9 protein-coding genes are annotated in these 15128 nt (G+C 71.5%); 5 read left to right on the top strand and 4 right to left on the bottom strand.

Going from position 1 to position 15128, the window contains the following annotated elements; all coding sequences use genetic code 11:
- Positions 1-50: 50 nt before the first annotated feature.
- Positions 51-1223 carry a sulfatase gene (locus IE313_RS33620; protein WP_229925169.1) on the top strand — a complete coding sequence of 391 codons (1173 nt, stop codon included), beginning with the start codon at positions 51-53 and terminating at the stop codon, positions 1221-1223.
- A gap of 13 nt (positions 1224-1236) precedes the next feature.
- On the opposite strand, the gene IE313_RS33615 is transcribed toward IE313_RS33620, so the two are convergent.
- From IE313_RS33615 to IE313_RS33605, 3 genes are all read right to left on the bottom strand, one after another.
- Positions 1237-2253 (bottom strand): dimethylarginine dimethylaminohydrolase family protein, encoded by a 1017-nt coding sequence (locus IE313_RS33615; RefSeq protein WP_189939016.1) that lies wholly within the window; start codon positions 2251-2253, stop codon positions 1237-1239.
- Between the two features lies 1 nt (position 2254).
- A complete protein-coding gene (locus tag IE313_RS33610) occupies positions 2255-3676 on the bottom strand; it encodes a sulfatase-like hydrolase/transferase (protein WP_189939015.1) in 1422 nt (473 codons plus the stop codon).
- A 103-nt stretch (positions 3677-3779) separates the two neighbouring features.
- A complete protein-coding gene (locus IE313_RS33605) occupies positions 3780-4202 on the bottom strand; it encodes a DUF6027 family protein (protein ID WP_189939014.1) in 423 nt (140 codons plus the stop codon).
- A gap of 266 nt (positions 4203-4468) precedes the next feature.
- Here IE313_RS33605 and IE313_RS33600 point away from each other — a divergent pair, with 266 nt between their 5' ends.
- Positions 4469-5848: an MFS transporter gene (locus IE313_RS33600; protein ID WP_229925168.1), complete on the top strand. Its 1380-nt coding sequence runs from the start codon at positions 4469-4471 to the stop codon at positions 5846-5848.
- A 690-nt stretch (positions 5849-6538) separates the two neighbouring features.
- Here the strand turns inward: IE313_RS33600 and IE313_RS33595 are convergent.
- Positions 6539-9568, bottom strand: coding sequence for an AfsR/SARP family transcriptional regulator (locus IE313_RS33595; RefSeq protein WP_189939013.1), 3030 nt, complete (start codon positions 9566-9568; stop codon positions 6539-6541).
- A 1762-nt stretch (positions 9569-11330) separates the two neighbouring features.
- Here IE313_RS33595 and IE313_RS33590 point away from each other — a divergent pair.
- The 3 genes from IE313_RS33590 (at position 11331) to IE313_RS33580 (ending at position 15046) form a co-directional block, all read left to right on the top strand.
- The gene (locus tag IE313_RS33590) at positions 11331-11993 is read left to right on the top strand and encodes a hypothetical protein (protein WP_229925166.1); all 663 of its coding nucleotides are present in this window, start codon (positions 11331-11333) and stop codon (positions 11991-11993) included.
- Between the two features lie 623 nt (positions 11994-12616).
- Complete coding sequence (locus IE313_RS33585) at positions 12617-13621, top strand: Gfo/Idh/MocA family protein (RefSeq protein WP_189939011.1); 1005 nt, start codon at positions 12617-12619, stop codon at positions 13619-13621.
- A gap of 3 nt (positions 13622-13624) precedes the next feature.
- Complete coding sequence (locus tag IE313_RS33580) at positions 13625-15046, top strand: cation:proton antiporter (RefSeq protein WP_189939010.1); 1422 nt, start codon at positions 13625-13627, stop codon at positions 15044-15046.
- The last annotated feature ends 82 nt before the right edge of the window (positions 15047-15128 follow it).

Raw genomic sequence — 15128 nt, 5'->3', positions numbered from 1 at the left:
CAATCAGTAAGCGATCAATGGCCAATCAGCAGCATGGGGAAGGGAAGGCAGTGCGGAATATCTTGTTCATCTCCCTGGACACCGTCCGGGCGGACGTCGCCTACTCGGGGAAGATGCCGGGCATAGAGTCCCTCCGGCGAGGCGGCGTCACCTTCCGCCAGGCCATCTCGTCGGTGCCGTTCACCCCCGCCAGCCACGCGAGCGTGTTCACCGGGCTGCAGCCCGCCCGGCACGGCATCCGCCACCTGCTGCGCGAGCAGCTCGACGCCGGCGTCACCACCCTGGCGGAGCGGCTGCGGTCGGCCGGCTACGCCACCGGTGCGGTGGTGTCCTGCCCCGGTCTGAACAAGTGGTACGGAATGAACCGCGGGTTCGACCACTACGACGACGAGATCCCGCGGCTGCCCGACGGCAGCGACCCGTTGACCACCCCGGACGTCAAGAAGCGCGGCCTGGCCCTGAAGCGGGCCCCCCTGGTGGTGGACCGGGCGATGGACTGGCTGTCCCGCCAGGACGGACCGTTCTTCCTCTTCGCCCACTTCTTCGACGCCCACTGGCCGTACGAGCCCCCGGAGGACTTCTGCCCCACGGCGGCCAACCCGTACGAGGGCGAGGTGGCCTACAGCGACCACTACCTCCAGATCATGCTGCGGCGCATCGAGGAGATGGGGCACTCGCTGGAGGACACCCTCATCGTGTGCTTCTCCGACCACGGCGAGGACCTGGCGGGCTGGTACCCCAACGACCACTCCGGCTCCCTGGGCCACCCGTACGAGGAGGGGCACGGCTGCCTGCTCTTCGACGCCACCCAGCACGTGCCGCTCATCATCAGCGCGCCCGGGCTGCCGAGCGGTGTCGAGGTCGACCAGCAGGTGCGCCTGGTGGACATCGCACCGACCGTGCTCGACCTGCTGGGCATGGACAAGGAGGACCTGGACGGCCTGTCGCTCGCCGAGTTCTTCGGCCCGGGACAGGAGGGCGCCTCCCGCCCCGCGTACAGCGAGACGTACTACCCGGAGGAGCGCCGGGCCGACGGGCAGTACCCCGACCTGACGCCGCTGGCCGCCGTACGGCTGCACGACGACGACCACGACGGCCGCCGCAAGGTGATCTGGCACATCGGCACCGACACGGTGGAGACCTACGACCTGCGGTCCGACCCGCACGAGCTGAAGGGGCAGACCCTGTCCGCCCCGGCAGGCCCGCCCGCGCCACCGCGCTAACGCGCCCGGCCCGTCAGCCGGTCCCACCGCCGCCGTCCCCGTCAGGTCCGCCGCGTCGCAGGATGCCGGTCAGGCAGCCCAGCGCGCCGGCGGCCTTGACGTACTCGCTCACGTCCACGGCGTCGACGAGGAGGCCGGCGGCCTCCAGCCGGCGGCGGGTGACCGGGCAGCCGTCCGGCATCAGCACCCGACCGGGGCCCAGCGCCACCAGGTTCATGGCCCGCCGCCCCACCACCTCCTCGTCCGGCGGCAGCTCCAGCAGCTCGTAGTCGCGCCGCAGCAGTTCCGCGCGCAGTTCGTCGCCGAGCGCGGCGCTGTGCACCACGGCGCGCCGGTGGTCCACGAAGACGACCGAGCCCAGCAGGTGCTGCACGCCGGGGCCGAGAGGTACGAAGACGGCCTCGGCGCCCTGCTCGCGCAGGACCGCACGCACCACCGACGCACCCTCGCGGTTCGTGCGAAGGCCCAGGCCCACCAGGACCGTCCGGTCGTCGACCCAGAGCGCGTCGGCGCCCTCGAAGACCGCCCGGCCGGTCATCGTGCGCAGCAGCGGGACGCCGAGCGCGGCCAGCGCCGCCGCGGCGTACCGCTCCTCGCCGGCGCGCTGGGCCGAGGCGGGGCGCGCGAGGACCACACCCTCGGGAGTGGCCAGGAACAGGTCCCGCGCGAAGATGATGTTCGGATCCGCGGTGGGCGGCGGGGTGAGGACGTGCACGCTCACGCCGTGCCGCCGGTAGGCCTCGGCGACCGCGGCGTGCTGCTCCCGCAGCAGCCCCGCGTCGACCGGCGCGGTCATCAGGTGGGCGGCGGGGTCGGTGACCGAGGCGATGCTGTCGGGCGGCCGGGTCAGCAGCACCTCGCGCAGCGTGGCGCACTCGGACCGGTAGCCGCAGCGCGCCCAGAGCAGGCCTGCCGCCACTTCCTCGTGGTGCGCGGCGGGCCGGGGCGACCAGCCGGGGCCGCCGAGGTCGCTGGAGAGCCGGGGCTGGGTCGCGGCGGAGCGGTCCCGGCCGGCGGAATCGGTACCCATGTCAGACCGAGTAGCCGAGGGCCCGCAGTTGGCCCCGGATCTCGTCGGTGAAGGACACCTGCTCCGGTTCGCGCAGCGCGGTGCGGTAGTCGTCCAGCATGGCCAGCAGGTCGGTGCCGTCGGCGTCCGGATCCGGCACGGGTACACCCTCCTCGTCGAACCGCTCGACCCAGGTCTGGTCGGTCGGGTTGATCTTCTGGAACCACTCGCTGTACTGACGGGTCAGCCGCACCACGCGCCGGTCGTCCAGGTAGGCGGTGTGCCCGATGAGGTAGTGCCGCAGCGGCCCCGGCGTCTGCCCGGCGAGCTGGCGCTGCTGGTAGGTGACGAACTCGATCAGCTCCGACGTGTACGCCTCGGCGATGGCCGGTGCGTCGCAGCGGAGCGTGTCCTCGCCGCGCGCCACGGCCGCCAACGAGTCGCCGTCGAAGACGCCGGTGGCCGGGGAAGGGATGCCGGCGAGCTCCAGCACGGTGGGCGCGATGTCGACGGTGCGGATGCGGTGCTGGTGCACGGCGGGCGCGACGTCGTCCCCGACGACGATGAGCGGTACCCGCAGTACGGCCTCGGCCATGGAGTTGAAGTGGCCGTTGGTCCGCTCGTCGAACTCCTCGCCGTGGTCGGCGAAGATCACCAGCAGCATGCGCTTGCCCGCCGCCGCCACCCGCTCGCGCAGTCGGTTGACGAACGGCGCGAAGCGCGTCTCCAGGAAGTGCTGGACGCCGTCGAGGTAGAGCTGCAGGAGCCGGTCGTACTGCCCCTGCGAGTGCAGGTAGGCGATGGCCCGCTTGTAGTGCACCAGCAGCCGGGTGTCCTCGGGATCGCGGTAGCTCTCCACCAGCAGATCGGTGAACGGCAGCGACTTGGGCAGGTCCGCGGTCAGCTCGGCGACCTTCTCGCGGTAGGCGTCCCCGCCGAACTTCAGGTTGTGGAAGCCGTAGGGAGAGTGCACAGCACCGAAGTGTGCGCAGGCGACGGTGGAGTCGTTGGCGAGCACCGCGTCGATGAAGCCCTCGTCGTCCTCGACGAGGTACGTGTCCACCTCGCGGGTGAAACCGAGTTCGGGGCCGAGGATGATCGGGAAGTCGGTCTTCAGCACCGTGGCCCGCCCGGCACGGCGCCCGTAGGTGAAGACCGAGGGGGCGCGCAGCGAGCCGTTGTAGAATTCGTGCAGGCCGTTGTGGAGCGGATACTGTCCGCTGAAGATCGCGCCGTGCGCGGCGGCCGTGTACGGCGCCGCGCTGATCACGTTCGGGAAGTAGGCGCCGGAGCCGGCGAGTTCGTCCAGCACCGTGGTCCGCACCGGGTGCACGTCGCGGTACTTGTGCGGCCACAGCGGTCGGGGACTGCAGGAGAGCGCGTCGCTGCGCATAGTGTCGATGGAGATCAGCACTACATGGTCGTATCTGGCTTCGTCGTGCACGGAAGCCTCCCTTGTCGCGGGGTGTGCGGCACAGGTTTTGGAGCTGCGCGGGCCGGCGTGTTCGACTGAGGAAATTCCCCGTCCGAACGTGGCGTTCGGCCGGTCAGTCCTGTTGCGCCGGGTAGACCGACGGGTCGTCCAGCGGGACCTTCAGCCAGGAGATCATCTGGCGGAGCTGGTGGTAGGCCTTCAGCCGCTCCTCGTCGTCGTCGGCCTCCTCCGCCGCGGCGATCGGCGCCCACATCCGGGGCACCATCACCGGACCGAGTTCGAGCAGGCCACCGCTCCCGCCGGTCGCCCACTTCGCCAGGACGTAGCGGGCGATGGCGCCGATGGGGATGTCGAGGTTGCGGGACATGCCCCGCAGGGTGACCAGGGGGTCGAGCAGCCCGTAGGTCGTCACTTCCGTCTTGAAATTGGCGTGCCGGTCGTCGGCCGGCCAACTTGCCTTCCAGCGCCGCAGACACACCACCTCGTTGCCTTCGTCGTCGGTCCAGACGTCCTGGGTGCCGGTGTCCGCGTCCATGTACCCTCCACCGTCGCCTCCGCTAGTCCGTCGGATTTTCGCCGCCCGACCAGGGCGGGGCAACCTTGCACGATGATCGCCCGGCGTGAAACGTCTGGTCCTGGACAACTGTTTGGGGGCCCGAGTAGAACCGAAGATCGAGGTGCGGTCGTCAGTGCGGGCGACCGGCCTCGTCACTCTTTCCACCCCATGTGCTGCCGGATGACAGGACGAGAATGGAAAGAATCCATCGTGAATGAGACACGCGAATCCTGCGGAGGCTGGCGTTGAAGGCTGCGGGAAGCATCGAGGTCCCGGTTCCGGGACTGCCCGTCACACCCCGTTCGGTACCCCGCCGGGTCCTGCTGGCCAGCACCATCGGCAGTGCCATCGAGTGGTACGACTTCTACCTGTATTCGACGGCTTCGGCCCTGGTGCTAGGGCCGTTGTTCTTTCCCAGCCAGTCGCCCACGGCGGGCACACTGGCCTCCTTCGCCACCTATGCCGCAGGGTTCGTCGCCCGGCCCCTGGGCGGCGTGATCTTCGGGCACTTCGGGGACCGGATCGGCCGCAAGTCGATGCTGGTCCTCACCCTGCTCATCATGGGCGTGGCCACCTTCCTCGTGGGCGTGCTGCCCACCTACAAGCAGGCCGGGATCGCCGCCCCGATCCTCCTGGTGTCCCTGCGGGTGGTCCAGGGCATCGGCATCGGCGGTGAATGGGGCGGCGGCGTGCTGATGAGCGGTGAGCACGCACCCGCCAACCGCCGCGGCCTGTACGCCAGTTTCCCGGCGAGCGGCTTCCCGCTCGGGTTGTTCGCGAGCACCGCGATGTTCCGGCTGGTCTCCCAGCTCCCGTCCGACGCGCTGCTGAGCTGGGGCTGGCGGCTGCCGTTCCTCGCCTCGATCGTCCTGGTGGCCATCGGCGTGTTCGTCCGGCTCGGCGTGGCCGAGTCACCGGAGTTCGTGCGCGTGCAGCAGGCGGGGGAGCGGGTGCGGGTGCCGCTGGCCGGTGTGCTGCGCCAGGGGCCGGTGCCGGTGCTGCGCGGCGGCTTCGCCTCCCTGGGCCTGGCGATGATCGTCAGCGTCTACTCGGTGTACCTGCTCTCCTACGCCTCCTCGGGCCCGGCGACCGCCCACCGCTCCGAGGTGCTGAACGGGCTGCTGATCGGGGCGCTGGTGGAGGCGGTGCTGCTGCCGGTCACCGGTCTGCTGTCCGACCGCTACGGACGCCGTCCCGTGCTGCTGTTCGGGTACGCGGTGTGTGCGCTGGTGGGCCTGGTCGCGCCGCAATGGCTCACCTCGGGCGACAGAACGCTGGTGATCCTGACCTTCGTCCTGGCCATGGGCATCGGACACGCCGCGGTCTACGGAGCCATCTCGGCGTTCCTGATCGACATGTTCCCGCCCGAGCACCGCTACTCCGCCCTGGCGATCACCTATCAACTCGGTGCGACGGTGGCCAGTTTTGGCCCCTTGGTGGCCGCGGCCCTCGCCGGTGCGACGCGTACCGCCGTACCCGGGATGTGCCTGCTGTGGGGCTGTCTGGTGGCGGCCGCCATAGCGGTGGCGGTCGGCAAGGTCGACCTGCCCGGTGCACGCCCCCCGCAGGCGGAGGGGACGCCCGAGCAGACCGGGCAGCAGCCCGCGCCCGCGTCGGTGGACTAGCGAAGGACCCCCGGCGGGCGGCACGGGCCGTGCCGCGCCGCCCGTCGGGACCAACGGTGCAGTCGAGCGCCAGCGGTGTTGCCGAGCGCCAACGGTGCCGCCGGGACCGCCGCGGCCGCAGCGACTTCCGGGACCGCAGCCACTTCCGGGGATCGCAGCGACTTCCGGAACTTTCAGGACTTTCCTTTCCGGGGGTGTCTTTATCCCCCGCGGCCGGGAAGACGGCCGAAAAAGGCCCCACAAGGTCGATGACACCGGATGACCTGGGGTATTGATGTCCTGTTGATTGAACCGCACAGACAGCCCTGTGGCTTGTGGTACCACATTCATCTACCAATGCGTGAACGTCGCTCCATAAACAGCGAAGAGGGTGCACCGTGGCGCCGACAAAAGGCTCATCCGTGACGCACGAATACCGTTTCGCCGGAGTATGGGCAGATTCTGCCGCGTCCTATCCGCGTACTGCTCACCATGCCGCGGAGGAGGTACCCGGGGCGGACGGCGACCCGTGGAACAGCACCGGTTCGTGACGGCGCGCCGCAGGCGCTCCTGACCATGCGCACGTCAGCGCCGCACGGCACCGCGGCAGACGGCCGAGCCCGGTGCGCACCGGCGGCCGGCGGCAGCCGGAGACCGTCCGCGACCGGGCGGACGGCCCGGCCGCGGACGGTCACCCGCACGGGGACGCGGTCACTCCCTGGTTTCCTGGAGCAGGCTCTCCAGGAGCCGTTCGGCGTCCGCCGACTCGGGAAGACCGAGCTCGGCGAAGAGCGTCCGCGCGCGTTTCAGATGGCGCTGGGCGGTGCCGTACCGGCCGAGATCGCCCTGCACCCGTCCCAGCACCATGAGCGCGTGCGCGTGGTCCCGGGCGGAGCCGATCTTCTCGCACTGCGCGGCCGCATCCGTCGCACAGTCCGCGGCCTCCTGCAGCCGGCCGGTCACCCGTAGCGTTTCGGCCAGTCGGTACAGCGCGTACGCCTCCCGGTCGCGTGCGCCGATGGAGCGGCACACCGCCAGGCACTCGCCGTAGCGCGCCACCGCCTCCTCGTAGCGCTGCTGCTCGTGCAGGGCGAGGCCCAGCACGTACAGCGCGTAGGCCACGCCCGCGTGGTCGCGGACCTCGCGCAGCAGCACCAGCGCCTTCTCGCAGGCGGGGACGGCCTGGTCGGCGTGTCCGCTGCGTACCCGGGCCAGCGCCGCGTTGATGGTGGTGGCCGCCTCGCCGGAGCGGTGGCCCAGCTCGCGGGCGAGGGCAATGGCCTCGTCGTAGTAGGCCACCGCCTCGTCGTAGCGCCGGACGTACTGCACCGCGAGCCCGAGGTCGTTGAGCGCCTGGCGCAGGATGGCGGTGTCCTGCGCCTGCCTGGCCGCCACCATGGCCGCCCTGGCGTGCCGCTCGGCCTCGGCGGGGCAGCTTGCCCCCAGGGCCAGCGTGCTGCGCAGCAGCCGCGCCCTGCCGATGGTGCGCGGGTCGCCGACCTGCTCGGCAGTCCGCAGCAGCGCACGGACGGCCGTCAGGAGATGCCCGCCGGACGCCTCCTGGTTGAACGGGCTGACGGCGATGAGCAGGTCGATGGCCAGACGCAGCAACTCCGTCCGTACCGTCGGATGGCGTTCGGCGACACAGAGGGCCGTCGCCGTGATGGTGCCGATCTCGTCGCCGGCCCAGGCCCGGGCCGCGTGCACGTCGGAGAAGTACAGGCCCGGCACGGACAGCGGGCCGAGCGCCTGGGCCACCGGATCGCCCGGCACCGCATGCGCGAAGGCGTTGCACGCCGTGGCCAGCAGGTACGCCAGCAGCCGGTGCAGCGCCTCGTCGCCGTCGTCGTGCGCGTACTCCTCGCGCGCCCGCTGCCGGGCGAAGACCCTGAGCAGGTCGTGGTACCGGTAGCGACCGGGCCGGGGCGACTCCATCATGGCCGCGTCGACGAGCGACTCCAGCAGCTCCTCCGCCGCGTCCTCGTCCATCGCCAGCACCGCCGCGGCCGCGGGCAGCCCGATCCCGGGCGAGCCGGCCACCGCAAGCAGCCGGAATGCCTGCGCCTGCTCGGGCGTGAGCTGCCGGTAGCCCATCTCGAACACGGCGCTGATGGCCATGTTGCCGACGTGCAGCTCCGCGATGCGGGACTGCTCGTCGCGGAGCCGGGCGGCCAGCGTGGCTATGGACCAGTGCGGCCGGCCGGCCAGTCTGGCGGCCACGATCCGGATGGCCAGCGGCAGATAGCCGCAGGCCTCGACCAGTTCCTGGGCCTGGGACCGCTCCCCGGCGAGCCGCTGCTGCCCGATGACCGCGCCGAGCAGGCCGAGCGCCTCGCCGGGGGAGAATGCCTCCAGCCCGAGCTGGAAGGTCAGCGGTGCGCCGAACAGGCGCGGGCGGCTGGTCACGATGACCCCGCAGTCGGCGGAGCCGGGCAGCAGGTCCATCACATGGGCCGCGTCGTGTGCGTTGTCCAGCACCAGGAGCACCCGACGGCCGTCGAGCGCGGACCGGAACAGCTTGCCGCGTTCGTCGAGGGAGTCCGGCACCTGCTCGGAGGGCACGCCGAGCGCCACGAGGAACCCGGCGAGCACCACGGCGGGGTCGGCCGGCGCCTCGTCGCTGCCGTGCAGGTTCGCGACCAGTTGGCCGTCCGGATAGGCGTGCCGTACGCGGTGAGCGATGTGCAGGGCCAGCGCGGTCTTGCCGATGCCGCCCATCCCGGTGATCGCCACCATGGTCGGCACGCCCCGGCCGGGCGCGGTGAGCAGGTCGTACAGCAGGGTGACGTGGACCGCCCGGCCGGTGAAGTCCGGCAGGTCGGGCGGCAACTGCGCGGGGACGGGCACCGCGGGGATGCTCTCCTCCCGGCGCCCATCCGCCGGCTCGTCCCCGTGCGCGCCGCCGTGGTCCGCCGCGCACGCGTCCTGGTGCCCGTGCTCCTCGGGCGCCGGCCCCCCCTCCACGAGTGTCGGATCGCCCTCCAGGATCCGGCGCTGCACGGCCAGCAGTTCGGCACCCGGATCGACGCCCTGCTCCTCCACGAGCCGGCCTCTGAGGTCGCTGAACACCGCGAGGGCGTCCGCCTGCCTGCCGGCCGCGTACAGCGCTCGCATGAGCAGCCCGTGCGGCCGCTCGTGCAGCGGGTAGGAGGCCGTCAGCTCGATCAGGGAGGGGATCACCATGTTGTGCTGACCGCTGGCAAGTGCCAGGTCGAATCGTTCCTCCTGGATGGCGATCCGTAGTTCCTCCAGCCTTTCGCGCTGCCGCTGGGCGAAGGGTCCGGGCACTCCGGCCAGCGGGTCGCCGCGCCACAGCCGCAGCGCCTGGTCCAGCAGACCGCTCGCCTTCTCGTGGTGCCCGAGGGCGCGCGCCTGTGTCGCCGAGCGCAGCAGCGACTCGGCGTGCCAGACGTCCATGGCCGTCTGCGGCACCTTCATCTGGTAGCCGTCCCCGACCGACACGAGGGTGCGCGGCACCGTCAGATCGGGTTCCAGCAGACGCCTTAACTGCCAGGCGTAGGTCCGTACGGTCGTCACGGCCCGGTTCGGCGGTTTGTCCCCCCACAGGGCCTCGACGAGCCTGGACATCGACACCGCGTGCCCGGAGCGCAGCAGCAGCATGGCCAGTACGGCCTGCTGTTGCGGTGGGCCTACGCGGATTTCCGCATCACCTCGATATGCTCGAACCGCTCCCAGCAGGACGAAGCGAAACACTTGCGCCACACCGCAGGCCTTCCTCATTTTCTGTGCCGCGCCAGGTTCCGTGTATGCGGCAGAGATTTTCACGTGTCACCGAGACGGAACAGCCCGTTCAGAACCATCCCCAGGAGAGAGCGGCCAAAAACGACGGCCGGTCGGAAGCCGGTCGCCGTAAACGCCCAAGGCCTCCGGCCGATGTGACGGGGGATCGGGACGGGGTGGCCGGGGCGCCCTCCGCGACGACCGTGACTCCTCGGCGTGGCGGAGCGGCTGCGGGCCGGCCGGTCGGGTAACGGGTGTCCGCCCGCCGTATGACCCGTCGTCCCGGGGCGATGCCGACCGCACCGCCGCGGTACCGGCGCCCGCACTTTGCTGACGACACTCGCACAGCACCTCCTCACTCTCGTCAGATACCCACACTTACAACAGAGTCCTCCCCATCGCGCCGGTTCCCCGGCGCACGGGCGACGCGAACTCTCGGGCAACTTTCTGTGCACCTCGTCCGGGGTGCACCCTCAGCCCCAGGGGTACCGGGCGCCCCGTCCCGGAGCCGGCACCGGCCGCGCCGCGGTGACCCGCGGTCCAGGGCCGGCGGGAGCGCCTGTCGAGAACAACGGAGAACGGGACCGCGCGGACTCACACCGTGAACCACCCACCACTCGAAAACCCCGCCCGCCGACTCCCGTACTGACCATTCGGCTGATCAACTTACCTAATGGGACCGAATGGTCGGTCACGGCCGTCCGCGGCGGGCGAGTCGGGCGAGCCGGGCACGGTCGGCGGGTTCGGCAGCCCGCGCGTCTCGCGGGCCTCGTCCCCGGGGCGCCGACCGCCCCCCGGGGGTGGCCCGCAGTGGACCTCGGGTGCGTGTGTCCGGGGCGCCGCGGCCCGCATGGAGTGGGCCTGGCCTGCGGCGTCGGCGCGCCGTCGGCCGGGAGGGGGGCGTCTGCAACGTCCGCGCTCCTTGTAAGGGGAACCTGCCGCTGTGCCCCGTGCCGCTGTGCCGCTGTGTTCCGTGCCGCCTGTGGTGTCCTGGCCTTGTGTCTGCGCTCGTGCCTGAGCCCGTGGCGGTGCCGGGCGGCGGATCCGTCGGCAACTGGAGTACCACCGTGCGCCGGTTCGCGCATCGCCCGCGCCCCTGTTGCGCTCCGTCCCCTACCTCGCGCGCGCCCCGCGCGCCGTTCTGCGCTCGGTACTGTGGCCCGTCCACTCTCGCCCAGGGACCCGCACCCGGGCAGGGGGACCCGTTTGGCCACGCGGAATCCGCGTCCGGTGCCCGCCCGGCGCGCAACCGGTCCCGCCATCGCCCCGCCCGGCGGGGCTCGTCCCACGGCCCCGCACGCACCGGCCCCCGCCGCGACCGGGGCACGGCTGCGGCGCTGTCTTGTTCCTGTCTCACGGATGCACGGTTACCGGACCGATACTCGCGGAGCGATGACTTCCGGTTGCCGGTTGCACAGGGGTATTCCGCCAGGTGCAACTGCCAATGGTTCCAAAGAGGTAGCCGATCGGCCACCTCCAAAGGTGTTGCGCTTTTGGGCCACTTGTTGGAGGCTGTCCGCCGAGTGAGGATTCTCAGAAGACGCAATCCGGTTTTTTCCGGCCGCCCATAACGAGTCGGGCGAATTCTTGGATCTTCACAGGAGGAGGTGCGATGGCTGTGTTTGCGACCCCGGAAAGGGTGCTCAGTGGCCTTGGGCCGCAGGATTTGGAGACCTTACTCAGAGGGCTCCCGGAAGCGAAAAGCGACCGTCAAAAGGAGTACAACCTCCACCTGGTGAAGCGGGTCGGCGCCGCACCGTGCATGACGCATCTGCTGGACCAGTACCTCCGCGACGACGAGATGCTGGAGAAGATCGCGGCTCGTTCCTACCGGCACGTCAACCACTTCGACAAGATCGTGCTCGTCGACTCCGGGGATCCGCGGGGCTACCGGCTCACTCTGCACGCGTGGTGCCCCCCGTACACCGAGAAGGAGCTGTACGACGAGCTGATCCACGATCACCGGTTCAGCTTCTGGTCGACCGTTCTCACCGGGCGGCTGGTCTCGCAGAACTACAGCCGCAGGCAGGCGGCGCAGGGCGACGTGCCCGCCGGCAACCCCGTCACCCTCTTCCGGCAGTACCGCTACAGCCCCGAGAAGCTGGGCGTGTCCTCGTACGCCAACTTCTACCAGTTCGTGGACGAGGCCGAGCTGGAGATGACCGGTGAGAGCGTCGAGGAGCGGGGCAACTCCTACCACCTGCAGTACCACAGGATCCACCGGGTCGTGCTGCCCATGGAGGCCATGACCTGCACGATGGTGCTGCGCGGCCCTCGGGAGCGGGACTTCTCCAACGTCTACAACACGGCGTACCCCTCCACCGACACCCAGTCGCAGAACGTCATGTTCACCCCCGACGAACTGGCCGGGAAACTGCGCGGCATCCGGGACGCCGTCGCCACGCCGGCCGCTGTCCGCTCCTGACGGCGTCCCGCGGGGCACCGCGGTGCCGCCGCCGACCGCGGCAGCCTCGTGCGGGTGCGCGCGGTGCAGATCCCGAAGGACGACCGTGCCACGGCGCGCATGCCACCTGGGGAGCGCACGGCACGACGGCGGCGTCAGGGCGCCCTGCCCGCCTCGGCGTGACCGTGGCGGCCGGGCGGCCGTTTCGCCGTACGCCCGCGGGCGCGGCACCGCCGTGCTCCTGCCGGTTCGGGCGGCCCGAACCGCCGCGCGCCCGGGGCGGGCGCCCGGCCGAGGCGAGCGGGTGGGCTGCCCGCGGTGACGCGCCGGCGGCGGTCCGTCGTGCGGCGCTGGAGGCCGGCTCGCGACGTGGCGGACAACGGACACCACCGACCACGCAGCGCGCAGGCCGCCACACGGAACCGGACCCCGGTGGGAACCCGCGCCCCGCGGCGCCCGCGCCGGAGCGGAACCCCGCCCCATGACCTCGGGCGGCCGTGCCCGGACCGGGGCCGCTCGTCCATGGGACCCCCCGCGCCCGGCCCGGGGATCCCGACCGGACCACGCAGGACCGGCGGGCCGCACGACCGGAAGAGCACCGGGCCGCCGGATCAGAACACCGCAACGCGGGGAAGGAACCCGGAATGGACGTGGCGCTCATCGGTGCCGGGCGGGGAGCCGTGCACGCGAAGTGGCTGTCCGCCGTGCCCGGCTTCAGGGTGGCGGGGATCGCCTGCGCCACCCAGGCGGCCGCCGCCGGGCTCGCCCGGGAACACCCCGGCGCGCAGGCGGGCACCGATCCCCTCGCGCTGATCCGGCGCGCCGGACTCGGCGGCGTCGTCGTGGCCACGCCCACCCACGCCCACGCGGAGCTGGTCACCGAGGCGCTGCGGCGCGACCTTTTCGTGGTCTGCGAGGTGCCGCTGGCCGCCGACCCGCGCACGGCACTGGGGCTCGCGGAACTCGCCACGGCCCGCTACAGCCGCGCCTACACGCCCTTCCAGTGGCGCGAGAACGAGGCGCTGCGCCAGGCTCGTGCAGCGCTGCTGGCCGGTGACGTCGGCGAGCTCGTGGCCGTCGACCTCGCCCTCCATGACGACTCCCACGTCGGCCCCCGGACACGGTGGCCGTGGCGGCAGCGCCGCGACACGGCGGGCGGCGCCCTGGCCGAGCTGGGCGTGCACGCCTTCGACCTGTTGCGATGGGCGACGGGGAATCCCACGTGGGAGGTGCGATCCGCCTGGACGCACCGGGTCCTCGACACCCGGCAGGGTCCCGGCGGACCCGTGGAGGTGGACGTGGACGACCTGGCCCAGGCCGAGCTGCGCCCGCTCGGCCAGGCCGCCCGCGGCCGGGTCGCCGTCTCCCGGATCAGCCCAGAACCACGCCGGCTCGAAGCGGTCCTCACCGGCAGCAGGGGCGTCATACGGGTCACCGCCGACGGTACCGACGGATCCGCCGTACTGACCCTGACCACGGGGGCGCGCTCGCTGCGCAGGCAGACGGGGCCGCAGGACATGAACCCCTACAAGCGGTTGGCGGAGGACATCGCGACCGGCATCGACACGGCCCCCACGTTCGACGACGGGCTGGCCGCGGTCCACCTCGTGCACACAGCAGTCGCCGCCGCGCGGCGGAGGGAGGTCTGAGCCATGTCGCTGAAGACCGTCGACACCGCGCACGTCCTGCTCGCCGTGGTCGTGCTGCTCGTCACGGCGCACGCCGGCGGCCGGCTGTTCGCCCTGGCACGGCAACCGCAGGTGATCGGTGAGATAGCCGGTGGCCTGCTGCTCGGCCCGACCGTGCTGGGCGTGCTGGCGCCCGGTGCGCAGCGCTGGCTGCTGCCCCCCACCGGCCCGGTGGCCACCGCGATCGGCGTCTTCCAGACCATCGGACTGCTGCTGCTCGTCTACCTCACGGGCACGGAGCTGCGCAGGAGGGGCAGCGGCGGCGAACGGCGCACCATCGGCCTCGTGGCCGTCCTCGGTCTCGTGCTGCCGTTCGGCTTCGGACTGGCGGTTTCGGGGCTGATCGACCCCGCCGAGCTGTCCGGGCCGAACGGCTCGCCCACCACGCTGACGCTGGTCTTCGGTATGGCGATCGCGGTGACCAGCGTGCCGGTGATCTCCCGGATCATGCTGGACCTCGGCATCCTCGGCTCGCTGTTCGCCCGGATCGTGCTGGCCGTCGCCGTCATCGAGGACGTGCTGCTCTACGTGATGCTGGCGGTCATCCTGGGCGTGTCCCAGGCGCAGTCGTCCGACACCTACGGGCTGTGGTCGCTCGTCGGCGCCGGCCAGCCGCCGCGCGCCGTCCTCTACGTCTACTTCGCCGTGGTACCGCTGCTGTTCCTCGCGCTGCTGCGCCGCTGGGGCCCCGGTCTGTTCGCCAGGCTGTCGGTGACCCGGCTGAACGCCGTGGCGGCCCGCAGTCCCGTCGCCTTCCGGCTGATCTTCCTCTTCCTGCTGTGCGCGGCCTGCTCCGGACTCGGCATCGACCCGATCTTCGGCGCCCTGGTCGCCGGGATGTGCACCGCGGACGCGGTGACGACGCAGGAGCGCCGGTCGCAGGAGGTGCTGCGGTCCTTCGCGCTCGGTGTGTTCATCCCCGTCTACTTCGCCGTGGTCGGCGTCCAGTTGGACCTGGCCCACCACTTCGACGCCCTCTTCTTCTGCTGGTTCCTGGTCCTCGCCTGCGTCGCGAAGTCGTTGAGCGTCTGGCTGGGCGCACGGCTGGCCGGCGAGCGGAACAGCACGGCCACGCACCTCGCCATCGCGATGAACGCCCGCGGCGGGCCCGGCATCGTCCTGGCCTCGGTCACCTACGGTGCCCTCGTCATCGACCAGGGCTTCTTCACCTCACTCGTCCTGCTGTCCATCATCACCTCCCAGATGGCGGGCCTGTGGCTCGGCAGGGCGGTGGCCAGGGGAGCGGCGCTCACGGGGCCTTCGCCGGGGGAGGACCGTCCCCCCGCCGCGGAGGAACCGCCCACCGAAGGGGAGCGGGCGGCCGGGCGGACACCGCCCGAGCGCCGGCCGACGACCACTGACCATCCGAAGGAGAACACACCATGATCAATCCCAAGATGCCGCAGAACGAGGCCGTCTACACCAAGTCCGGCGACTTCGTGGTCTTCAACCAGCTCGCCGTCAAGAT

It is taken from the genome of Streptomyces sulfonofaciens, from assembly GCF_014656295.1.
GTDB lineage: Bacteria > Actinomycetota > Actinomycetes > Streptomycetales > Streptomycetaceae > Streptomyces > Streptomyces sulfonofaciens.
The sequence above is the reverse complement of the archived record's forward strand: the minus strand, read 5'-3'. Positions and strand labels throughout refer to the sequence as shown.

Coding starts and splice junctions, on each gene's coding strand:
- IE313_RS33615 (WP_189939016.1), bottom strand. CDS start 2,253: ATGGGTACCGATTCCGCCGGCCGGGACCGCTCCGCCGCGACCCAGCCC.
- IE313_RS33605 (WP_189939014.1), bottom strand. CDS start 4,202: ATGGACGCGGACACCGGCACCCAGGACGTCTGGACCGACGACGAAGGC.
- IE313_RS33595 (WP_189939013.1), bottom strand. CDS start 9,568: ATGAGGAAGGCCTGCGGTGTGGCGCAAGTGTTTCGCTTCGTCCTGCTG.
- IE313_RS33590 (WP_229925166.1), top strand. CDS start 11,331: ATGACGCATCTGCTGGACCAGTACCTCCGCGACGACGAGATGCTGGAG.
- IE313_RS33585 (WP_189939011.1), top strand. CDS start 12,617: ATGGACGTGGCGCTCATCGGTGCCGGGCGGGGAGCCGTGCACGCGAAG.
- IE313_RS33580 (WP_189939010.1), top strand. CDS start 13,625: ATGTCGCTGAAGACCGTCGACACCGCGCACGTCCTGCTCGCCGTGGTC.